General features: G+C 56.4%; 20 protein-coding genes. 9 read left to right on the top strand and 11 right to left on the bottom strand.

Annotated elements, in window-relative coordinates:
- Position 1: 1 nt before the first annotated feature.
- Genes ACR0B8_RS12060 through ACR0B8_RS12030 form a run of 7 tightly spaced genes read right to left on the bottom strand, consistent with a single transcriptional unit; the run spans position 2 to position 7699 of the window.
- Positions 2-1105: a mandelate racemase/muconate lactonizing enzyme family protein gene (locus tag ACR0B8_RS12060; RefSeq protein WP_226689282.1), complete on the bottom strand. Its 1104-nt coding sequence runs from the start codon at positions 1103-1105 to the stop codon at positions 2-4.
- Positions 1102-2208, bottom strand: a complete 1107-nt coding sequence (locus tag ACR0B8_RS12055; RefSeq protein WP_480658607.1) for a mandelate racemase/muconate lactonizing enzyme family protein — start codon at positions 2206-2208, stop codon at positions 1102-1104. Before ACR0B8_RS12055 ends, ACR0B8_RS12060 begins: the two co-directional genes overlap by 4 nt.
- Positions 2205-2489 carry a cupin domain-containing protein gene (locus ACR0B8_RS12050; RefSeq protein WP_226689280.1) on the bottom strand — a complete coding sequence of 95 codons (285 nt, stop codon included), beginning with the start codon at positions 2487-2489 and terminating at the stop codon, positions 2205-2207. The genes ACR0B8_RS12055 and ACR0B8_RS12050 overlap by 4 nt, the downstream gene beginning before the upstream one ends.
- Positions 2486-3592 (bottom strand): mandelate racemase/muconate lactonizing enzyme family protein, encoded by a 1107-nt coding sequence (locus ACR0B8_RS12045; protein WP_226689279.1) that lies wholly within the window; start codon positions 3590-3592, stop codon positions 2486-2488. Before ACR0B8_RS12045 ends, ACR0B8_RS12050 begins: the two co-directional genes overlap by 4 nt.
- Positions 3589-4161: a dimethylsulfonioproprionate lyase family protein gene (locus ACR0B8_RS12040; protein WP_217356060.1), complete on the bottom strand. Its 573-nt coding sequence runs from the start codon at positions 4159-4161 to the stop codon at positions 3589-3591. The genes ACR0B8_RS12045 and ACR0B8_RS12040 overlap by 4 nt, the downstream gene beginning before the upstream one ends.
- Positions 4162-4163: 2 nt before the next feature.
- Positions 4164-5246, bottom strand: coding sequence for an alcohol dehydrogenase family protein (locus tag ACR0B8_RS12035; RefSeq protein ID WP_226689278.1), 1083 nt, complete (start codon positions 5244-5246; stop codon positions 4164-4166).
- Positions 5243-7699 carry an FAD-dependent oxidoreductase gene (locus tag ACR0B8_RS12030; protein WP_480658604.1) on the bottom strand — a complete coding sequence of 819 codons (2457 nt, stop codon included), beginning with the start codon at positions 7697-7699 and terminating at the stop codon, positions 5243-5245. Before ACR0B8_RS12030 ends, ACR0B8_RS12035 begins: the two co-directional genes overlap by 4 nt.
- A gap of 68 nt (positions 7700-7767) precedes the next feature.
- On the opposite strand from ACR0B8_RS12030, the gene ACR0B8_RS12025 reads away from it, so the two are divergent.
- The 6 genes from ACR0B8_RS12025 (at position 7768) to ACR0B8_RS12000 (ending at position 12636) form a co-directional block, all read left to right on the top strand.
- A complete protein-coding gene (locus tag ACR0B8_RS12025) occupies positions 7768-8655 on the top strand; it encodes a MurR/RpiR family transcriptional regulator (RefSeq protein ID WP_170350755.1) in 888 nt (295 codons plus the stop codon).
- Positions 8652-9740, top strand: a complete 1089-nt coding sequence (locus tag ACR0B8_RS12020; protein ID WP_226689276.1) for an aromatic ring-hydroxylating oxygenase subunit alpha — start codon at positions 8652-8654, stop codon at positions 9738-9740. The genes ACR0B8_RS12025 and ACR0B8_RS12020 overlap by 4 nt, the downstream gene beginning before the upstream one ends.
- 19 nt (positions 9741-9759) lie before the next feature.
- Positions 9760-10578 carry a hypothetical protein gene (locus ACR0B8_RS12015; RefSeq protein ID WP_170361225.1) on the top strand — a complete coding sequence of 273 codons (819 nt, stop codon included), beginning with the start codon at positions 9760-9762 and terminating at the stop codon, positions 10576-10578.
- Between the two features lie 20 nt (positions 10579-10598).
- Positions 10599-11339, top strand: a complete 741-nt coding sequence (locus tag ACR0B8_RS12010; protein ID WP_170361223.1) for a sulfotransferase-like domain-containing protein — start codon at positions 10599-10601, stop codon at positions 11337-11339.
- Between the two features lie 17 nt (positions 11340-11356).
- Positions 11357-11740, top strand: coding sequence for a carboxymuconolactone decarboxylase family protein (locus tag ACR0B8_RS12005; protein ID WP_170350759.1), 384 nt, complete (start codon positions 11357-11359; stop codon positions 11738-11740).
- Positions 11741-12165: 425 nt separating this feature from the next.
- Positions 12166-12636: an aminoacyl-tRNA deacylase gene (locus tag ACR0B8_RS12000; RefSeq protein WP_170361221.1), complete on the top strand. Its 471-nt coding sequence runs from the start codon at positions 12166-12168 to the stop codon at positions 12634-12636.
- Between the two features lie 643 nt (positions 12637-13279).
- Here the strand turns inward: ACR0B8_RS12000 and ACR0B8_RS11995 are convergent.
- Positions 13280-14860, bottom strand: coding sequence for a tannase/feruloyl esterase family alpha/beta hydrolase (locus ACR0B8_RS11995; RefSeq protein ID WP_226689275.1), 1581 nt, complete (start codon positions 14858-14860; stop codon positions 13280-13282).
- Between the two features lie 302 nt (positions 14861-15162).
- Here ACR0B8_RS11995 and ACR0B8_RS11990 point away from each other — a divergent pair, with 302 nt between their 5' ends.
- Together ACR0B8_RS11990 and ACR0B8_RS11985 are read left to right on the top strand one after the other, a co-directional pair.
- Positions 15163-17067, top strand: a complete 1905-nt coding sequence (locus ACR0B8_RS11990) for a DUF3604 domain-containing protein (RefSeq protein WP_226689274.1) — start codon at positions 15163-15165, stop codon at positions 17065-17067.
- A gap of 71 nt (positions 17068-17138) precedes the next feature.
- A complete protein-coding gene (locus ACR0B8_RS11985) occupies positions 17139-17654 on the top strand; it encodes a calcium:cation antiporter (RefSeq protein ID WP_226689273.1) in 516 nt (171 codons plus the stop codon).
- 98 nt (positions 17655-17752) lie between these two features.
- Here the strand turns inward: ACR0B8_RS11985 and ACR0B8_RS11980 are convergent, their stop codons facing one another.
- The 3 genes from ACR0B8_RS11980 to ACR0B8_RS11970 all read right to left on the bottom strand — a co-directional run bounded on the left by ACR0B8_RS11980 (position 17753) and on the right by ACR0B8_RS11970 (position 21921).
- A complete protein-coding gene (locus ACR0B8_RS11980) occupies positions 17753-19156 on the bottom strand; it encodes a mechanosensitive ion channel family protein (protein ID WP_226689272.1) in 1404 nt (467 codons plus the stop codon).
- 644 nt (positions 19157-19800) lie between these two features.
- Complete coding sequence (gene speB, locus ACR0B8_RS11975) at positions 19801-20745, bottom strand: agmatinase (protein ID WP_170782153.1); 945 nt, start codon at positions 20743-20745, stop codon at positions 19801-19803.
- An 84-nt stretch (positions 20746-20829) separates the two neighbouring features.
- Positions 20830-21921 carry an extracellular solute-binding protein gene (locus ACR0B8_RS11970; RefSeq protein ID WP_226689271.1) on the bottom strand — a complete coding sequence of 364 codons (1092 nt, stop codon included), beginning with the start codon at positions 21919-21921 and terminating at the stop codon, positions 20830-20832.
- Between the two features lie 173 nt (positions 21922-22094).
- Here ACR0B8_RS11970 and ACR0B8_RS11965 point away from each other — a divergent pair, with 173 nt between their 5' ends.
- On the top strand, positions 22095-22895 hold the full coding sequence (locus ACR0B8_RS11965; RefSeq protein WP_226689270.1) for a helix-turn-helix transcriptional regulator: 801 nt from the start codon (positions 22095-22097) through the stop codon (positions 22893-22895).
- Positions 22896-23063: the final 168 nt, after the last annotated feature.

Below are 23063 nucleotides of genomic sequence, written 5' to 3'. Positions count from 1 at the left end.
CTCAAACGATCTCCAATATCGGGGAACCAAGAACTTCCGGGTCAGGTGAAACACCTAATCCTGAACCTTCGGGCGGAGCAATCCGGCCGTTTTCACGATTTGGTGCATCCTGGCAAAGTCGAGGGGCCACATAGGTCGACAGGTCACAGGTATTCAGCAATGATCCGTGCGGCGTCGACGCCGCAAAGTGCAACGATGCGGCCGTAACAATATCCGACCCCCAGGTGCATTCGGCGCAAATATCTGCCCCCAGATGAACGGTCAGATCCCGCGCGCGGCGCATGGCCGACAAGCCGCCAAATTTGGACAATTTCAACGCCACTGCATCCATGCACCCCAGTTCATGCGCCCGCATGAGCGAGGCCAGATCAAATGCGTTTTCGTCAATCTTCATCGGCAAGCCGGTGGCCTGTCGCACAGCGGCGCAGTCTTCCAGCGTTTTACAAGGCTGCTCCAGCATCACGTCCAGATGCGCAACGGCCCGCCCCGTGCGTGTGGCTTGCAACCGCGACGCGCCACAGTTCCAGTCGCCATAGACGAGAGGGCCCGGTCCCACGGCCTCACGCACTTTGATCAGACGTGCCGCATCGGCCTGCCAGTCGCCCTCAACCCCCAGCTTGACCTGAAACTGGCGAATGCCGGTTTGATAAGCGGTTTTGGCGATCCGCGCCATATCGTCTGGCGCGATACAGGTGATCGAATGATAGAGCGGCATGTCCTTCCGCGTCCGCCCGCCCAGCAAAGCATAGATCGGTTGGCCCGTGGCCTGGCCAAACAGGTCCCACAGGGCGAGGTCAACAATGGATTTGACATAAAGATGCCCTTGCAAGAACCCGTCCAGTTTACGCATCGGTGCGTCGACCCCAAACGGGGAAACCCCTATGATCTGCGGTCCCATTTCCGCCACCGCCCCCGGCACGCCATCAGCAAAGGCTGGCAGGTAATGGGGGATCGGGCAGACCTCGCCCCAACCTTTCAGGCCGGTATCCGTTTCCAGACACAGAACATGGGTTTTAACTGTGGCACAGGTCTTACCCTCGGCCATGTGGTAGGTCTCGTGACTGGTCAGATCGACGGACCAGAGCATTATCTTGGTGATCCTCATTGATAAACTCCAACCGGATCGCCAAGCGCCTCTTCGTCGGGATGAACACCAAGCCCCGGTGTTTCCGGAAGGTGCAGGTGACCTTCGATGTTACGCGGCCCGCGCCCGGCGGCGATATCAACCGTGATCATATCCTGACAAGCCCAGACCGCGTGGCAATTGTCGTCCGGGATGGTAGAGGCAAGATGCAGTGCCTCGGTATCGGCCAGAACCGAGCCGCCAGTGGCCATCACGAACATGTCGATCCCGTGCGCCAGAGCGATATCTCGCATCCGAGCTGCTTTGGTCAGACCGCCGACGCGATTCAGTTTGATCCCGAACACCTCGGCCAGCCCGTCACGGGCAATCCGCGCAGCGTCCTGCAAGGTGACCAGGCTTTCATCTACCGACACGGGTGAGGCATGACGGCCCGAGATCGCGGCAATATCATCCAGCGTCTCACCGGGCTGTTCAATAATGACGTTCAAATCCTCGCAGGCGCTCATTACTTGCAGGGCCTGTTGCCGGGTCCAGCCTCGGTTGACGTCATATAGGACGATCTCACCCGGTCGCCGAATGCTCTCCACGTCGCGCACACGAGTAATGTCACGTTCGACGTCACCGCCGATCTTTACCGAATGGGCAACGTAGCCGCGGTTGCGATACCGCTCCATGACCTCACGGGTTTCTTCCACAGTCTTGGCCCCGACCGAGGATGCAATCGGACGCGGCGTCCGCGACCCCCCACCCATCAGATCAGCAATCGGCAGGCCGGCCGCCTGACCTGCGATGTCCCAGCACGCCATGTCGATCGGGCTTTTGGCATAGAGATGTCCGGGCAGCGCGGTATCCATTGCCCGTTCCACATCCAGCACTCGTCGCGGATCAAGGCCCAGAATGAACGGCGCCATGGTTTGAATGCCTGCGCGAATGCCCGGCCCATGCGCAGGCACATAGGTGTGACCCCAAGGAGTGCCCTCGCCCCAGCCGATCAGCCCGGCATCAGTTTCCACCTTAACCAGCGTCGCATCTAGCACGTCGAATTTCAGCCGCCCACCAGACAGCCAATAGGGATGCTCCAACGGCAAATCGACGTGATAGACCGAAAGGCGGGTGATCTTCATTTCAACTCCACCTCGACAAAGGACATGGGGGTATCCCCAGCGTTGATGACGTTATGTTCCACCCCTTCGTCGCGGCGATAGGCGGTTCCAGCGAGAACCGTCACTTCGTTGGCCGTTCCATCGGGCAACTCCAACCGCATCTGGCAATCGGTGACAGCCATGATGACGTAATCCATCGCGTGACGGTGCCAGCCAGTTTCAGCGTCGGGGGCAAATTCAAAGCGCGTCACCCGCACACGCGCGTCATCAATCATTTGGGTTGCAACAGCTTGCGGTCTCATAATCTAAACTCCTCAACAGGCGCACCGAGGCTTTCGAAATCGGGCACTACACCCATTCCTGGTACATCCGAGGCGTAGAGCTTGCCATTCCGCGACATTGGTCCGCCGATTCCGGTAGAACGCGTGTTGTAGTTCATCAGATCGGTCGTGTTTTGCAGGTAGTCGGACGGGGTCGAGGCAGCAAAATGGGCGACAGCCGAGGTGGCTATTTCCCCACCCCAGGTGTCTTCGCTGACCACCGGAATGCGGTTTTCGACCAGATAGTCCCGCACCCGCCGCGCCTTGCTTAGCCCACCAAGGTTCGAGATTTTGAGACAGCAGATCTCGGCCCCGCGATCCGCGACGATGCGCTGCGCCATGTGCATACTAGTCAGGCATTCATCCAGCTTCATAGGTTGCTTGGCCACGCGGCGTACCTGCTGGCATTCTTCATAGGTGCGGCAGGGCTGTTCCAGAATGTAATCCAGATCGCTCGTTGCGCGCGCCACCCGGATCGCGTTGTCAACGCGCCAGCCCTGATTGGCATCGGCCATCGCCTTTTCACCAGGTTGAAGCAAAGGCAGTGTCGTCCGGATACGGTCAATATCCGTGACCCAGTCGCTGCCGACCTTAATCTGAAACTGCCGGTACCCCTGCTCGCGGTACCGGTTCATTTCGGCGACCGTCTCATCAACCGCTTTCTGAGGCGCGACGCGATACATCGGCGCGCCGTCGGTCAGCTTACCACCCAGCAGCATCCAAACCGGTTGATCACAAGCCTGCCCCAGAATGTCCCAGCACGCGGCATCAAACGGAGCCTTTGCGTACCCATGTCCCTGAATCAAATGATCCATAAGCTGTTCGATGCGCCCCACCTGTCGCGGGTCCTCGCCCAACAGCGACGGAGCAACTAACCGGGCCAGCGCGGCGACGCCTTCGGAATGCGCAACCATATAGTTCTCACCACAAGGCGTGAATTCTCCGCACCCCTGCAGACCCGCATCTGTGTCGATGACGACGACTGACGCAGTTGCGGTTTCAATCGCGTTGCCCGCCCCCCAAACGTAGGCACCGCCCACATAAGGCAGACCGGTCTGGAACACGCGCACACGGGTAATCTTCATGCGGCATCCATTCGTGGCAAATCGCCCATTCCCTCGCCGCGCCAAAGAACGAAGGTCAGGATCGGCTCATCTATTGTGGTCATCGCATGGCTTTGCCAACTGAGGTGATGGCGTGTCTGGTTGGGACCGATATAGGTTTCGTTCCCTTCGATGCGAAAACTCGCCCCGCCCCCTACGATCAAATACAGCTCTTCTGCTTGATGGCTGTGCCAATCATAATTCAAACCTGCCCCCCAATAGGCGACGTAGCCGCGCAATTGGGTCGAGTGAAAATGCCCGGTTGGCCCGAACAATTCATAATAGCCGAAGCGGTTTAGGAAATCGGCCCCGACCTCTTCTTCGGTATAGGTGTGCTTCCATTGCGCCAGATGTGCGGTTGCCCTGATCGCATCGGACAGGGATTGCGTGGCGTCGCCGGTCGGGAATTCAGTTTGCTGAACCAACTCCACTGCCGGGATTTGGTTTGGTTCCAAACCTGTCGCTACAAGATCGTCAGGCCAGGCACCAAAACCCGAAAGATCAGGGTGGGATTGATGCAGCTGCCGGGCGGCCTCTAGAACGTCGTCCATTGTCACGGGATCACCACGATGTTGCCTGTGTGTTGTTTGGCGATAAAGGCCGCCTGTGCCTCACGCAATTCTTCCAATGGATAGGTAGCCGCCAACGCAGGCTTGATCTCTCCGGCCTCGATGTATTTCACGAGGTTTTGCATGACTTGCGGGTCGATCACGGTCGAACCTGTGAAGGTCAAGTCGCGCAGGTAGAAAGTACGCAGATCAAACTCGACCATCGGTCCTGCGATCGCACCCGAACAAGTATAGCGCCCGCCGCGTTCCAGACTGTCGATCAGGTTCGGCCAATAGGGGCCACCGACCACATCGGCAACTACGGTAATCTTTTCTGCGCCCAAAGCCGCGCGAAGATTTTCCGGCGCACGGGGCAAAATCCTGTCGGGACCTAATTCGGCGACGTCTGCATGCTTGGCCTCGGACGCCATTGCGATCACACGCGCGCCGCGCCGTTTGGCCAATTGCACCAGTGCCCCACCAACGCCACCCGAGGCGCCGGGCACCAACACGGTGTCCTTGTCGGTCACGTTGGCGCGGGTCAGCATGCCTTCGGCGGTCGAATACGAGCAGGAAAACGTCGCCAACTCCGCATCCGTGAGGTCTGATTTGATCGGCACCGCATTCACCGCAAGCGTCGTGGCGTATTCGGCAAATCCGCCGTCCCGCTCGGACCCATAGTATCCGGTTTTGTCCTTGTCGCCTGGATCGTGCGGATCACGCAGCCAGCCATCGGTGATCACGCGCTCACCAATTCGGGCGCTGTCGACACCATCGCCGACGGCCACGATCTGACCGCAGATATCGGCGCCCTGAATGCGAGGGAACGTGATTGGCGCGCCGCCCCAAGTCGGGTCATCTTCGCCCACTTCTTCAAACGCGCCACCCGTTGTCGCATCCTTCACCGTTTTGGAATACCAACCCGAGCGTGTGTTCACGTCGGTATTGTTCAAACCACAGGCGGCGACCTTGATCAGCACCTCGCCCGCGGCGGGTTCCGGGCGCGGCCAGTCCTCATGCAATACCATTTGTTCAAGGCCACCATGGCCCATCGTGACCATAGCTTTCATTGTATCGGGCAGGCTCATTGTGCAGTCTCCAGCATGGCGTCGGTACGGGGCAGCAGGCTGTCGGGGTCATAGGCAGGTTCATCCAACACGCGGGCCGCGCGGGGTTTGCCGTGGATCACGACCTGCAACGCTGTGCTGGAGGTTGCGGCCTCGGGCTTGATATAGGCAAAGGCCAGAATCTTACTGACCGTATGGCCATAAGCCACCGAAGCCGTCGAGCCCACGACGCGGCCATCCAGCATGACAGCTTCACCGCCATGACCGTCGATCTCTCCGTCGGGTTCAATCTCGAGATAGGCGCAAATCCAGGGCAGATTAGAATTCAAGGTCTTGTCCTTGCCCAGATACTCCTTGTCCGTACGGGCAAAGCGCAGCACATCAGCCTCGGCCAGAGTGACCTCGTTGGTCAACTCACCCGCACCTTTGAAGCCCTTCTCCATCCGCATCACGTTCATGGCAAAGCTGCCATAATCGGCGATGCCATGAGGTTCGCCAGCGGTCCAGAGCGCGGTATAGACGTCGAGGCAGGCGGCGTTGGGCATGTGCAGCTCCCAGCCGAGTTCCCCGGCATAGGACATGCGGAAGGCCCAGAACTTGTGCCCCGCGATGGTGATTTCCTGCGCCGACAGCCAGCGGAAACCGGCATTGCTCAAATCCGCATCGGTGCAGCGGGACAAGACGTCGCGCGATCGGGGGCCATTCAGCGACAGGGCCGACCAGTCGGCGGACAGCGCGGTGATCTGCACATCCTCATCAGCGCACTGGTGTGCCAGATGATCCAGTAGGCGTTGTTCAAAGAAAGCTGCACAGACCAGATAGAAGCGGTCCTCTGCCATGCGGACAATCGTCGTCTCCAATTCGATCCGCCCGCGTCGGTTCAGCATATGCGTCAGTGTGATCGAGCCCACCTTTTGCGGCATCCGGTTGGCGGTCAACCGGTCCAGCAGGGCATAGGCGTCCGGGCCAGAGACCTCGACCTTGGTGAAAGCGGTGACATCCATGATACCGACGCGTTCGCGGACCGCTTTGACCTCAGCTGCGACCATGTCGTCTGCCGGTGTGCGGCGGAAGGAATAGTGATCGCGCTGTTCGACCCCGTCCCGTGCGAACCAGCGGGGGCGCTCAAAACCATACACCTCCTCATGCACCGCGCCTTTGGAGTTCAGCAGTTCATACAGCGGCGACGGCTTGATCGGGCGGCCTTCCAGGCGATTGAAATGCGGGAAAGGGATTTCATGGCGCAGGCAGTAGTCTTCCTCAGCCTTGATCACCTGCCAGTCCTTGTTGGCATACGCCCCAAACCGGCGCGGGTCGAATTCGCGCATCGAAATATCCGCCGCCCCATGCACCATCCAGCGCGCCAGCTCACGGGTCAGACCTGGCCCCCAGCCGATGCCGATCTGCGTTCCGCAACAGCACCAATAGTTCCGAACACCCGGCGCAGGGCCGATCAACGGGTTGCCATCGGGGGGATGCGAAATCGCGCCATGTACGTCGCGCTGAATGCCCAGTTCAGCAAAGATCGGCATCCGGTTCAGGCTTTCTTCAAGCCACGGCATCACCCGGTCGTAGTCCGCATCGAACAACCAGTTTTCGTATTCCCAGGGGCAATGATCATGCCAGACCGAGTTCGGGTTCTCTTTTTCGTAAATCCCGATTAGTCCGCGCTGCTGCTCCATCCGAATATAGCCCGAGACTTTGCGATCGTCGCGGATCACCGGCAGTTCGGTGTCCAGGTTCTGGAACTCCGGCACCGGTTCGGTCACGAAGTAATGGTGGGTCATCGAAGTCATGGGCAGTTGTAGCCCCGACCATTCGCCCATCTGACGGGCATAGGTGCCGCCCGCGTTCACCACATGTTCACAAGTTATGGTGCCCTGTTCGGTCTCTACCACCCATTCGCCATTGCCGACCTGCGTAATGTTGGTGGCCCGGCAGTTGCGGAATATGCGCACACCCTTTTGACGCGCGCCAGTTGCCATCGCCATGGTGACGTTGGTCGGGTCCACATGGCCATCGTCGGGCGTATGCAGCGCGCCCAACACGCCGTCGAGATTGTAGAACGGGTGCAGCTCCGCCACCTTTTCGGGGCCGACTAATTCGGTATTGAACCCAAGCGAGCGACCAACGGACAGGGTGTGGCGCAACCAGTCCATCTCATCCTCAGTATAGGCCAGTCGAAACGATCCGCAGCCATGCCATGTCACCGGCTGGCCGGTCTCTGCCTCAAGCGCACCTGAATACAAACCGATGTTGTAGTCCACACATTTGCCCAGCCCAAAGCTCGATGTTGAATGTGTGATCTGCCCTGCCGCATGCCAGGTGCTGCCGCTGGTCAGTTCAGCCTTTTCCAGCAGGACAGTATCCTCGCCCCACCCTTCATGCGCCAGATGATAGGCCAGACCGACCCCCATGACACCTCCGCCCACGATCACCACGCGGGCATGTGACGGCAGATTCTTCTCGGACATGATTTTTCCTCTTCCCGAGTCGCGTTTCTGCTCGACAGGCTAATTCCACAAATGTACCATCGTCAATCATGAATGACACAAATGTATCATCAATCGTTCTCGACCGCCTCACCGAAGAGTGGGACGCCCTGACGCCCGAGGCACAGAAAGCCGCGCGTTACGTGCTGGAAAACCCCACTGATGTAGGGGTTTCGACCGTGCGCGAGATTGCCGAGGCTGCCAATGTGAAACCCAACACCTTCGTGCGGATGGCTCGGCAGGTGGGCTTCGAAGGCTACGAGGATTTTCGCGCCCCATTTCGCGACGCGATTCGCCAAGGCACCGTGTCGTTTCCCGATCGCGCGCGCTGGTTGCAGACCATTGGCAAGTCGGGGGAGCTGGGCGGCCTTTATGCCGATATGATCGGCGCCGCGATCCGCAACATCGAAGACACCTTTGCCGGAATCGACGCCGACCGACTGAAAGCCGCCGCCGAGGATATCTGGAATTGTCGCCAGATCTTCACGCTGGGCGTTGGCGTCAATAACGCGAACGCGCGCAACTTTACCTATCTGGCCTCTACGGGCATGAAGCAATTTCACGCCATCCCTCGCCCCGGCTCGACCCCGGTCGACGATCTGGCCTGGGCCGACGAACAGGATGTGCTGATCGCCATCACCTGCCACCCCTACCGGACCGAAGTGATCGACGCAATTAAACTGGCGCGGCAGCAGGGCCTGACTGTCATCGGCCTGTCCGACAGCCCCGCCAGCCCAGTAATCCTGAACGCGCAGCATGGCTTTGTCGTCGCTGCTGACACGCCGCAATTCTTCCCGTCCTCCGTATCGACAATCGCTTTGTTGGAAACGCTGCTGTCCTTTGTGATCGCCGTTTCCAGCGATGAGATTGTCGAGCGGGTGGAACGGTTTCATCAACGCAGGCACCAGCTTGGCCTTTACGCAGAGGAGCCCGAATGAACGCCCCGCTGACACGTTCGCTTGATGCGCGATACTACACCGACCCTGCGATTTTCACGCAAGAGATGCAGGGCCTTCTGGCCCGAACATGGCAATTGGCCGGACACGTGGCGCAAGTCCGCGAAGCAGGGGACTACTTTGCCTTCACGATTGCCGGGCAGAACCTGTTCTGCATTCGGGGTCGCGACGGAGAAATCCGCACCTTTTACAACGTTTGTCAGCATCGAGCGCACGAGATGGTCACCGGCGCCGGAAACACCCGCGTCGTCGTCTGCCCCTACCACGCGTGGACATATGAATTGTCCGGCCAGCTGCGCGCAGGGCCCAACATCAAATCCGTCCCCGGCTTTGACCGTAGCGCCATCTGCCTGACTTCTGTCCGGACCGAAGTGTTCAACGGCTTCATCTTCGTCAATCTCGACGATGACGCCGCGCCAATGGATGAATGGTACCCCGGCGTGCGCGAAGAAATCCGCGCCTTCGTCCCTCACATCGACGATCTGGAACCGCTGGAATGGGTCGAGATACCCGAGAACTGCAACTGGAAGGTCAGTATCGAGAATTACTCGGAATGCTATCACTGCCCAACCAATCACCCGACCTTTGCCGAAGGCGTGGTCAAACCCGAGACCTATGACATTCAACCCGATCCAAGCGGCGGCTACGTGCTGCGCCACACGACGGAATGCCAGAGCCTCGACAAGATGACCTATCCCATCGACATGTCGGTGCCTCATGCAGGTGATTATCAGTCGTGGTTCCTGTGGCCGATGTTTTCATTCCAATGCTACCCGGGCAATGTGCTGAATACTTACCACTGGCGCGCGGTCGATGCCGATCACTGCACCGTCTGGCGCGGCTGGTATACCGAAGGCGGGTCGGAAAGTGCGGTGATCCGGCAACTGGCCGTGCAGGATCGTGAAACCACGGTCGAAGAAGATATCCAACTGGTCGAAAGCGTTCACCTGGGCCTGAAATCCCGTGGCTATCGTCCTGGTCCACTGGTGCTGGATCCCCGATGCGGTGTGATGTCGGAACACTCGATTGCCCGGCTACAACAATGGATGCGTGAGGCGGTGGACTGATGATCAAGGTGATCCACCCATGCTGATGCCCGAAGACTGGCGACCGGAGCACAAGCTATTTCCGCATCAGGTGGGCTTTACCTCTCCACCGTTCGACTTCGATGCGGCTCCATCCGATTTCCTGCGCATCAGCCCGGGCACCGTAGGGGTACATGGCTGGATGCTGCATGTCCCCGACTATGTGCATGGGCTGGATCAGCGAAAACAGAATTTCGGGGTGCTTGAGGATTTTGTCCACTGCATGTCCCGAAACGGCGTCGATGTGTGCGGTCAGGTCGGGTCGAACTGGGTGCATGCCTGCGGGCTGGGCGTTGAAGGCGTACGACAGCATTGCGCGGATCTGTCCGACAAATACGGCACGCAGTTTCATATGGCAGGATACGCCATGATCGAAGCGCTGCACGAGATGAATGTGGAGAAGGTGGCGTTGAACGCTGCCTACCATTGGCCGGAATGGTGGCAAGGCACAGTCGGGTTCCTTCAAGAAGCCGGGTTCGATGTTTTGTATGCCGGCAATTTCCATGATCAGGGATGGTTTGCCAGCCAAGATGATGTGAACAGCTATCGCTGGGTCTTTGAAGGCGATCTGGCGCTCAAAAGCTTCGAATACGTTGCCGAGCAAGCCCCGAATGCCGATGCGATCCTTATCAACGGTATGTGCAATTTCCGCACGGGTCCGAACGATCTGCCACAACGCCCCCTGCATTTGGTAGACGATCTGGAGGCCGCCTTGGGTAAACCTGTAGTCGGCCACGACATCGCGCTCTATTGGCGCATCTTCAGATCCCTTGACTTGCGGCCCGCGACACCATTGGGTCGGCTTCTGAAAAGCCTGTAGATCAAAGAGGGCTGAAACCCATGCACAGAATACTCGCGCTCTGGGCGGTGCCCCGATCCACTTCAACGGCCTTTGAATGGATGATGCGCCAGCGCGGCGATCTGGATTGCCTGCACGAACCCTTCGGCGAGGCATGGTATCAGGGAGAAGACCCACTTTGGCACCGGTTCAAACCGGGGGATGTCACAACGCCCGGCCTGACGCTTGGGAAAGTGTGGCAGGGCATCAAAGCCCGAGCCGAAAATGCGCCGGTCTTCATCAAGGACTTTCCGCACTACATCAACCATATGTGGGATGCCGAATTCCTGTCCCACTTCAATCATGCCTTCCTGATCCGCGACCCGGCCAAAACGATCACCTCGATGTTCAAGCGCTGGCCAGACTTCGCAGAAGGAGAGGTTGGCTTCCCCGAACAGCGCGCCTTATTCGACTTGCTAACCGCCCTGAACGGCACCCCTCCGCCTGTGATTGACAGCGATGATCTGCTGGAAGACCCCCGTGCAATGACAGAGAAATTCTGTGACGCAGTGGGCATTCCTTTTATCGAAGACGCCTTGACCTGGGAAGCCGGTGGCGATCCTTCGGCACATAGCTGGTGGGATGGCGGGTCGTTTCACGCCAATCTCGCGAACTCGACCGGGTTGGCGCCGCAACCTCGCAAATATGTTTCAATCGAAGAGGCGCCAGATCGGGTCAAACAGGTGCATCGCCGGATGAAACCGCACTATGATCACCTCTACAAACATCGTCTGACGCGCTAAAGAACCGGAGGCCCCAAATGGCAGACATTTTCGACGAAGACCTGTTCCTCAAAGGGTTGGAGCAACGCAAAGGCACGCTCGGGGCCGAATATGTAGAAAAGAACCTGGCGTCCGCGGATGACTTTACGCGCCCGTTTCAGGAGGCCATGACAGCCTGGTGCTGGGGCTTTGGCTGGGGCGACAGCGTGATCGACGCCAAGACCCGATCGATGATGAACCTGTCGATGATCGGCGCGTTGGGGAAGATGCACGAATGGGAAATCCACTGCAAAGGCGCGATTAACAATGGCGTCTCGAAGGAGGAAATCAGGGCCATCATCCACGTGATCGGCATCTATTGCGGTGTACCCCAGGCGCTGGAATGCTTCCGTGTGGCGCGAAAGGTGCTTGAAGCCAAATAAATGCTCAAACTAGTCAAATTTAAACAGGCATGACTGGTTCAGTATCAGGCTTCGGGCCCTAAGTTTGTAAGTATATCGACAATCTCGCCGCGCCTCGTCCCGATTAAGGCGTGTCGGGAAGAGCGAGGGGCAGGCTGCAAAAATTTTTTTGACACGCGTTGTCGTCTCATACGATTAGGACGCCAAGAGCCATGTGTTAGATATGCATGGCAACCTCATCACCGCAACAAACAAGGCAAGCAGAGCCCTCACAACCTTCTTTAATACTTGAACAGCCTACATCAGGGTTGATCATTGCGACTGCACCCCCCTTGCCGGATCGACTGATTGGGCGCACAATATGAGCTCATACACAAAATTGCGCCCTGGGTGCGCACCGTGACACGCTTCGCGTCCGGGACGCCTTCTATGAAATGGAGGGCACCATGACTATTGCATCTCGTCTGAAACACCATTTGGACTCCCAGGGGCTTCCGTTTGATACTGTCCCGCATCCCTATGCCGCTACTGCAAGCGAATGTGCAGAAGCGGCACATGTTCCCGGCGACCACCTTGCCAAATCCGTCTTAATTCACATGGAAGAGGGGCCCATACTTGCAGTGCTGCCCAGCAACCATCAGGTCGACCTCACTGCTCTGCAATCGATGATGGATCGGCGCCTTGGTTTAGCTCCTGAATCCGAAATGCGCGAATTGTTTGATGATTGCGCCCTTGGCGCGATACCACCTGTAGGCGATGCCTATGATCTGCCGACTGTTGTGGACAACAGTCTCACTGGCCTCGACAGGGTTTGGTTCGAAGCTGGAGACCACCAAACTTTGATTGAAATGCGCGGGAAGGATTTCGACACGATGATGAAAGACGTTAAGCACGGCGCTTTCTGCTGCATGCATTAAGCTCTGGCGTGTTGTTTCGCTGATTTACCCCGCTCCGGCGGGGTTTTTCTCAGCTACGGGAGCAGGATTTTAAGCTCTCACCCCAATGTTTTATGGTTCTGACGGGTTGAGTGTGTTAAGCGATTGATCTTGGGGATCAATTGTAGTGTGACCGGGCTGTTCTGAGATTTTCTGACGCTGGTTGCGGGAGCAGGATTTGGCCTTTGCCGAACGTCTGTGGAACTAAGAATCTAGTAGGCCAATTTTACGCATGCCCTAGCTGCTTAAATTAATGACCGCGTTGGGACGAATGGCAGACCCAGAGTTGAAAAGCGCTGAAGATGTCTTGCGGATTTTCCCGCAATTGGCACGCTTGTGCCGGAGGGCTGCGGACAGCCAGAAGCAGACATGCCTAAACTGAAGCCAGGGCCGAAAGCAGACATTAGCTGCGCTTGGTACCAATGACTGGTTTGCGGACGAAGCTACCTGACGCAGACGCAGCGAAGTTGCTTCAAACAGGTCGTACAACTTTATCAAAACACCCGGACCACACAGTTCCCTCGGGTCCAGACCCTCAGTGCCCCAGTATTCAGACCCATGAAACAACGACAAATAATTCATTGACTTGAAGCCCAGGCATCCCGATGGGTTCAGCTCAAATATCTCACTCCGGTATCTCGCAACTGAAACTGTCTGGGGAACTCGGATCGCCAGAGCCGTCATACGTCACAACGGTCGGGTGCGCGCAGATGATCCGTCCGCCTTGACCGGTAGGCTGACGTGTGACCGGATTGACATAAGGTGCATCAAGGTGTTCTGGCGCTAAGTCTGTGTCCAGCCACTCTTCCAGCGCAGCGATGTAGTTTGTACCGTCCGGTCCCGGCCCGCCCCGGCAATGGGTGACGCCAGGACGGACGAACAAACGCACGTCCTCGCTCGCAGCCGGATCAAATTCAAGCACCTTTTCGTAGTAGTCTATGGTGCCGTATGCGGACATCGATCCGTCCATCCAGCTGTTGTCGATTATCAATTTTCCACCATTGCCCCGAAACTCGGAGAGGTTCGGATCATCGGCGTCGAGCGTCGGGCTGACGCGTGCGGCATGATGGGCGAAATCCGAAAAATCGTAACCCTCGTAAGTCCAATCCGGATCGCTGAGGAAAAAGTACCTGAACATCCCCATGGCAAAACCCCACGTCGCGTTCGGCATAGGGGGGGCAGGGAACACTTCCTCCGCGTTCTCTTCGCCGGGGTGAAAGTCGACGTCTGTACCCTCGACGTAACCGCCGGTGTTCCACAATGACCAGCCGAGCGGGTTGCCGGGCAATTCCACGCCCATAGGCATGCCCGGCCATGACGAGCCGCCAAACTCCACCTCGCGGTAGAGGTCCACCGCAACCCGGACCTGTTTCTCGCTCAGGCACTGGTTCGCCTGACCGTCCCCGCACTGCAGGCTTGAAACGTCAAAAGTACACTGACGCGGGTCATTCAATATCCCGTCCTCAAGCCCGTCTATCGCGTCGCATTCGTCCATGATTGCATTCCCGATCAGCGCCTGGGCATCGACGTCGAGTACCGGCGTAACAATCTGGTTCGGATCGGGGAACATGTTCATGGCGTCATACAACCAGCGACCGCCAAGTTCCTGCGTCCAGGAATAGGCTGGGGCACCGGCGTAAATCCCTTCGAACAGGTCCGGCGACCGCTGCGCCACCATCAAGGCCTGACCGCCGCCGCGGGAACACCCATAGAACAGATTTCGTTCGATTTCCGATCCGTAAAACTCGGCGATGATCGCCTTCGCGGTGACAGCCGTCCGGTGCACCGCTTGAAACCCAAAATTTACTTGCCGTTCAAGATTGTTGAGCGCCCAGCTTGCGTCGCCGTTGTTGCCCTTATGGCCTGTATCCGTTGTGACAGTCGCCCATCCTTCACCGAGAATGTTCCCCGCCAAAAATGCCGCATTGTTGAAGTCGCCGGAAAACCCGCCCCCTCCGCCCATTATGAACTTTCCGTTCCAGTCGTCCGGAAGCAGCAGTTCAAATCCGGTCTCAGTACCGATTTCACCGACAACTCGGCAGTGTGCCGCCGGATTTGGCACTACCTCTGCACTCAAAATCCTGACATCGGGGAGATTCGGAATTGCTTCAACGCTACAATCGACGGCATTGGCAGCAGATGCGACGGCGACAAAGCCACCGACCAGAGCGCTAGCCACGAAGTTTTTGATATGCGTAAGGGGCATTAACTGGATCTCCTAGAGTGCGGTCCTGCGAGAGTTACAATTTCCAGCCAATTGCACAAGGTGGTCGAATGGCCGCCAAACACCGCACTCCAGTCACCTGACACAAATCCACAGACGACCGGGTCAAGACCGAACCAGCTGCTAGGTTGACACGCTGCGACCGACGATTTTGAGCGGGTATTGGACTATTGCACGTGGGTCGCTCAAAAATGTGGCGACCTGGCGTTCACCTCCATCGTTTTCGTTCGCCGAACCTTCGTGTTACGTTCGTTCGGTGAGGGTGAAGTGGGAGCGACGTGACGATGAAATCGATACTGACAAGCATTAGTTTAAGCGCGCTGATGACTGGCGCTGGTTTCGCCCAAACGTACGTGGGCGACGTCGCCGTCAATCCGGAGGATGTCCAACTGGGTCAAAAGCATTTCTCGCCTTTTGTCGACCAGTCCTTCCCTAATCGGGTATTCTGGGGAGATACCCATCTGCATACTTCCTACTCGACTGACGCTGGGATGCTAGGCAACGTGCTTGGCCCTGACGAGGCTTTTCGCTTTGCGCGCGGAGAGAAGGTCCGAGGCTCGCTAGGTGAATTTGCCCAGCTGGTACGTCCGCTGGACTTCCTTGTTGTGGCGGATCATGCCGAGAATCTGGGCCTCGCACCTATGATCTCGGAGTCGAACCCGCAGCTTCTGGCCAACCCTTGGGGCCGGGAGGTTCATCGGTTGGTCAAGGCCGGGGATTCTTTAGCCGCCTATGTCACATGGGGTGAGTCCATGATGGCCAACAAAGACCCGCTCGATGACGACGATCTGACCCGAACATTCTACAACCGGATTGTCGAAACCGCCGAGCACTACAACGAACCGGGTGTCTTTACCGCTCTGCATGGTTTCGAATGGACGTCCTCGCGGGATGCCAACAATCTGCACCGGGTGGTTATGTTCCGCGACAACGCTGACAAGGTGGCTGACATCGTGCCCTTCTCCAACTACGATAGCTCCGATCCTGAAGATCTCTGGGACTGGATGGAATCCTACGAGGTGCGCACTGGCGGCCGGGTCATGGCCTTTCCGCACAACGGCAACCTTTCTAACGGACTGATGTTCAACGATGTGCGTGAGAATGGTGAGCCAATTGACGCAGAATACGCGGAGCGCCGCATGCGGTGGGAGCCACTCTATGAAGTCACCCAAATCAAAGGCGATGGAGAAACCCACCCAATGCTGTCGCCGAATGACGAATTCGCGGACTACTACACCTGGGATCGGGGTAATTTCGGGACTGAGTCGAAATTGCCCGAGATGTTGCCGCGCGAGTACGCGCGGACGGCTTTGGCGCGAGGGTTGAAGTACGAGCAGGAAATAGGCGTCAATCCGTTCAAGTTCGGGATGATCGGGGCAACTGACAGCCACACTTCTCTTGCGACTGCGCGCGAGGACAATTACTTCGGAAAAGCCGCGGCCGGTGAACCAGGCAGCGGCGAAGACCGCTACGACGAGTTCCTTATCCAGCCTGATTTCCTTGGCGAAGAAGTCGCCGTGCGCCACTATGAGACACTGGCTTCCGGTCTGGCCGCGGCATGGGCGAGAGAAAACACGCGAGAAGCGATCTGGGACGCGTTCAACCGCAAGGAAGTTTACGCGACAACCGGGCCGCGCATGACTGTCCGGGTCTTCGCTGGTTGGGACTTTGAAGCCGACGAGGTCCACCGCCCTAACTTTGCTGCCGAGGGTTATGCACGGGGCGTGCCGATGGGGGGCAATCTTTTCTCCGGGCCGGAAGGCGGCGCGCCGAAACTGATGATCCGCGCACTTCGAGATCCTGACGGCGCTAACCTCGATCGTATCCAGATCATTAAGGGATGGGTCGACACCGATGGCGAACCACGGACCAAGGTCTTCAACGCGGCATGGGCCGGGGAAAGGGAACTCGACGCTGCGGGCAACTTACCTCCTGTAGGTAGCACCGTGGAGGGCGCGAAATACACAAACACCATTGGCTCAGCTGCCCTCGGTGGTCATTGGGTCGACCCCGAGTTCGATCCTGCGCAGAGAGCTTACTATTACGTGCGCGTTCTGGAAATCCCGACGCCCTCATGGCTGGCCTACGACGAGGCCTACTTTGGCCGTCTCAACTTGCCGGAAGATGCAATCATGGAGCAGCAGGAGCGCGCCTATACGTCGCCTATTTGGTACTCACCGCAAGGCTGACATGAAGCCGTTCTCTAGCGGCGGTTGCTCCGCCCAAACGCTTCGCAGATATTTGGCCCAGATTCCTAGTTTTGGTTTTGCTGTCGACCGGACAAAAGCGTCAGGAAGTCGGGGAGCTGGCTATTCCGACAACGGCCGGGTCGTCAGTTCAAAATTTGGAGACCAAAAGTGTTGGCCATCATGTGGCCCGCCTACTGCTGGCAATGCTCCCGATCGTGTTACTGTCCAAGATGCCGGCTGTATATGTTGACTTTATAATCGCGGAGCTTGGTGCGCCTGTGGCGCTGGGCGGGTTCCTGGTCGCGGCCATGATCCTGACGCATGACGTGTTGGCGGCTCTGGATTTCGCCCGGGTCAACCAGTTGCAACGCGCCGTAAATATCTGCTTTGGTTCAGCCGTCGCGACCATCGGCTTGATTATGCCGGCGGTCCTTGTCGCTTCAACAATGGTTGGCCTTCCAATTGAACTAGGCCTCGAACCAGCCGAAATTGCTCTGCTCGCTCTGACGCTGGCAATCAGCATAGTCACCTTTGTGGGAACCCGTACCAACTCGCTGCAGGGGTTGTACACTTGGCAGCCATCATAACTTTCGTGGTTCCGATCTTTGACACTTATGGATCTAGGCTAATTTTAGCGCTCACCAAAAGGCACTTGTACTTTGGGTTATAAAGTTTCTGTCCGTTGCTATGAAGCTTGCTGCGACTTGTCGACAATATGAACCTGTTTTTGCGGTAACGGTGTGGACACGCCTTCCGCATCAAAGGCCTTCTTTCCTTTATCGATAAGGTCCCAGTATACGGACCAATAGTCGGCGGTTGCCACCCAAGGTCGACAGTTCAAGTTCACGGATGACTCGTCGATTGCGGCCATGAAAACTGCTGGCGCGGGGGTCTTTAGTACTTTTTCATGGTTGGCGCAGAGTTCCATCAGAATAGACTTGGCCTTATCGACATCATCCTCGTACCCAATTCGAAACACCATATCTACACGGCGTGTTTCAGCCGCGTTCACATTTGTTATCACGTCCCCCCAAACCGTCGAGTTCGGGACAATTATGAACTTGTTATCAAAGGTTCGAATGGTTGTTGATATGATGCTCATACCATAAACTTCGCCAGAAACTCCTGACACTTCAACGAAATCCCCGAAGTCAAATGGCTTGAACAGCATGATCATCAAGCCGGCCGCCAAATTCCCCAGAGTCTCCTGCATCGCAAACGCAACGACAATCGACAGACCGCCGAAGATAGTCAAAATAGGTGCGAGGTAAAATCCCAGTCCAGATAGAAGAAGCATCAGCCCGGCAGCAAATGTTCCCCAGTAAACAGCTTGGGGAGCAGATTTTTTCAATGCCGCTGATAACCCACGCCGCCGATCCAAGGCTTTCTTGGTCATTCGACGCAGCAAGCGGGCAGAAAATCTGATCGCCCAAATCGAAACCAATACGATCCCAATCTTCTTTATGAAATCAAGGCCACCACTGCTCGAGAACATCCAACGGAAAGCGGTTTCAACTAGTGTCCAGTTGTCTGTTACGTAAATGAGTTCGGACACCAAAGCAGAAAGGTAGTCGCGGTACGGTTTGGTTTCCTCGGCTGACCCTCCCTTCTTCGTCCAGGCCTGCAAGGATGAGGAGTAGTTCCTTTGAATGCGGGTTCTTTCGTCATTCAGCTCAATGAGTTGTGCTCGCGCTATTTGCGTTTCATTGCTGTCCAAATCTTTGAGCGAACGTTGAATATCAACGGCTCTTTGTACGTTCTCCTGAAGGATTTTTTGCCAACCTAGAGTGACCTGTGAAATTTCCGCAGCCGTTAGCGGCGTTAACATTTTCCTTAAATCAGCATTGCTGACATCTGGTTCGGTCGCAGCCTCGATGTAAGTCTGATTTCTAACAATTTCTGGCGATTCTTCCACGCTTAGAGTCGAGGGATCTTGTGTTTGGGATGCGACCGAGAACGGCATCGAGACCAGTAGCAAAGACAGCAACAATGCAAAAATGTGTACGGCAATAGACGCATCAAACGATCTGGCTGGTGTGTTTCTACGACCTACTGATCGAGTGTGGTGGAAGATGCGGAATGTTTCCACTGTGACCATCCCTATTTTCTAAGCTGGCTGCAATCAGTACCTTTTGGACAGTGTTGCTTCAAGTGCCGAGAACCAGCGGCATTCTCGCGACCGAAGATCAAACCTATTATATTTGACATGAGCCGGACTTGCCCTGTCCTTCCGCGCCCGAGTCTTGGGAACCTTTCGAGTTCATTTTATTGCGGCGAAATCGGTGCAACTCTGAGGTCAAAACCGCAGCCGGAACTCCCAATTTGCGGCGCACAAACATCGGGCTAGTTCTCAATGAAGATGGCGAGCAGTCGTTGGCTGCGTGGCAGCGCCGATATTCCGAATGAACGTCTACTTAGGGCTCAACGCGGTCATCTGAGCACATTTGTCGGATGTCCACAAAGCGGACGAAGCCGCCAGTCGGCTTCGGATGGCCAATTGGTGCCAACGGCCCAAAGCGGAAGTTTGTCGAGGTCACCGGCGCTGCGCCGCAGTTCCCTGTAGCGGGATTAGACGTGCACGAAATCTATCGCCTCCCAAAAAGAAACCGATTTACCGCAGCGCAGTCAAAGTTTCGACTATCTGTTTACGTCTTCTACCATTTTTCAATGGTCCGGTCTGTAAACGTAGGAATTATGAACGGCGGTTTCGCTCACAAGCCATCTCACTATTTTCTATTTGCGCGCCTTTGCTATTAAGCAAACCATATCAAGCAAGAGCGATGCCCCGGCCAAAGCTGTAATCTCGGCATGATCATACGGTGGTGAGACCTCGACGAGATCGGCCCCAATAAGGTTGATACCTCCGAGTTTGCGCACTAAAGACTGTCCTTGATAGGTAGATAACCCTCCGCATACTGGCGTTCCGGTTCCAGGCGCGAAGGCCGGATCAAGCGCGTCAATGTCGAAGGTCAGATATGCAGGCTGGTCTCCTACTACCTCTTTGATACGCGCAACCGTTGCATCAACCCCGTTCTCGTGAACCCAGTTTGCATCGAGCACGGTGAACCCGTGAGTTTTTTCATTTAGCGTGCGCATGCCTACCTGCACTGACGTCTCAGCGGATATGATCCCCTCGACAGTGGCATGGTAGAACATTGAGCCATGGTCGATCCGCTTTGGGTGTTCTTCCCATGTATCAGAATGGGCATCAATCTGGATTAGCGAGATAGGGCCATGGCGTTCTGCCTGTGCCTTCAGGATCGGATAGGTGACAGAGTGATCTCCGCCCATCGTCAAGAGAAAGGCACCGGATTTAAGGATCTCCCGCGCTTGGTCCTGAATTTGCTGCGCGATCTGCTCTGGAAAGCCCGGGTCGATGTCGCAATCACCAAAATCAACCATGTTCAGGATTTCGAAGGGATCAAGCCCCCAGGGCCACGGCCCACCGTCCCAAGCGAGGTTGGTCGAGACAGCACGGATGGCACGCGGCCCGAACCTGCACCCCGGGCGATTGGTTACGGAGAGATCGTAGGGAACGCCCCATGCAACCATATCCACCCCTTCCAGATTGCGGGAATATTGCCGCCGGAACAGGCTTGTCGCTCCGCTAAAGGTCGGCTCGTATCCCATGCCCATTTCGTTTTGCGCAAGAAAGGCGCGGTCGGTTGAAGTCACCATTGTTGGCTCCGTTGATTTTGAAGATTGCTGCCCGAGTAGCGGGAAATTGTATCGCTTTCCCGCCCTTGCCGGACTTGGCACGGTTCAGGTGCCGGATTTCACATTTGTCCAAAGACGGTTGCGATTGCGCAGCGTTTTCGCGCCGACACTTAGATCGGGGAATAGCCTTTGGAGCGTCGCCTCATCGGGGTAGATCCCTGGGTCGGCCAGAACGGCTTCATCTACGAACGTATCTGCCGCAGAATTAGCATTCGCAAAGTAAACGTAGTTGGACACCCCGGCGATGACCTCGGGTCGTAGCATGTAGTCAATAAATCGATATGCCTCATCCGCCCGCGTTGAATCCACTGGAATGGACATGAGATCAATCCACATCAGTGTGCCCTCGGTTGGAATTGAATACAGGATTTCGATACCGTTATCCGTCTCCATGGCGCGGGCCTGAGCGATACCGGCGTCACCACTGTACATCACTGCCAAACAAGCATCTCCACCAGGCAAATCTGTAGATGCTTTCTGGTTGTGAAAATAACGAATGGACGGCGTGACGGCTTCGAAGAGATCTTGAACCTTGTCGAGATCAGCTCGGTCATCGGAGTATGGATCTGCCCCGAGATAGTTCAGCGCCACCGAGACCATTTCTACTGGTGAATCCAGTACGGCGATCCCACAGTCGGCAAGCTTGGCAGCGATCTGGGGATCAAATAGAACATCCCAGGATTTGATGACTTCCGTGCCCAGCCGCTCTTTGATCATGGCCGGATTGTAGGCAAGCCCAACCGTGCCCCAAGTGTATGGTACGCCCAATTGCCGGGCACCGGGTATATTGTCGAGCGAAGCCAGGATTTCCGGGTTAAGGTTGTCATAGTTAATCAGACGTGAAGGGTCGATCGGATGCAACGCCCCTGCTTGAAACTCACGCTGCGCGTTGGACGCGGCGGGGAATACTACATCGTAACCTGACGCGCCGGTTAGCAACTTGGTTTCCAGAACCTCGTTTGAATCGTAGTAATCCAAGCTGACATTCGTGCCGGTTTCCTTTTCATAATCAGAAACCGTCGTTTCACCGAAGTAATCAGCCCAATTGTAGATTGAGAGTTCCTCGGCTGAAGCTGGAAAAGCAATTGCGATATGTGAGGCAAAGGCAACAACCGTAACGCCAGTATGCAGTTTCATTGTATGTCCTCCTTGTTGCAGGATCTCGCCCTGAATTTTCGCCGTCCGGAGAGACTTTGGTGATGAGGCACAGTCAGCACCCCGGGCGAGCGCACTGACATCAACAATGGATTCCAATGGCCATTTCTGTAAATTTACGGCATGATATATATCTTTCGATATAGGACTTGGTAATGGATCCAAACAGCAACGACATCTCAATAGCCAAGTGGGATGAGGCCTATGCAAACTTGTTGGAACGGTTGGAAACAGACTTCTTCCCAACAGCTCTGAGAAAAATGCTGGAACTGCATGTCCGCTTTGAATCGATGATCCTCACGCGCTATCAGGATCAAGCACCACCTATTTCGCTCTATCACGATCTCGATGACGTGCAGGCGGCCATATCAATTCAGTTTTATGCAACCGGCCCATACCTGCTGGACCCGTTTTCGCAGGCCTGTCGGTCCGGAAAAGAACCCGGCGCCTATCGTCTGGCCGATTTGGTTAATGAGGCGTTCTTTCGCTCGGAGTACTACCGGACCTTTTATCGCAAGGTTCGGATCAGCGACGAGTTGGGAGTTTTGATCAGGCGAAACACCGTAGACTGGGTAGTAATATCCCTGTCGCGAGGCGCACGTCAGCCCCGGTTCACCTCTGAAGATGTCGTGAAGATCAATTCCATCCGAAAGACCTTGTCTGCCGCAGTGATCCGAAACTGGAACCTGAGGGGTGCCGAAGAACAACAAGAAGCCCTAAATCACGTCGAGGAACGGTTGGCCACCTTTGGAGCCGACAGGTTAAGCCCAAGAGAAGCCGAAGTCGTACGCCTTATTTTGCAAGGCCACTCAGCCGGTTCTGCCTCAGCGTTTCTCGGGATCACCGAAGGTACTGTCAAAGTGCACCGCCACAATGCGTATTCCAAGCTCGGCGTAAGTTCACAGGCCGAGTTGTTTTCCGCTGCCACGCGATACCTGGCATCAAAGCAAACTTAGTCGTGGGAAGTTGACAGGCTACAAAATTATTCCGATTGCCGGAATCTGTTGAATACGGCCTAAAACCGTCGTTGGCACAACCCAATGACAATGTCGGCTTTTGCGTCGCTCGCGGGAAGGAGATTGGAAAGCCACTGAAACGTGGCTTCCCAAATGGATAGAGAGGTT

It is taken from the genome of Ruegeria sp. BH6, assembly GCF_056538105.1.
Note: the sequence above shows the minus strand (reverse complement) of the source record. Positions and strands in the feature narration are given on the sequence as shown.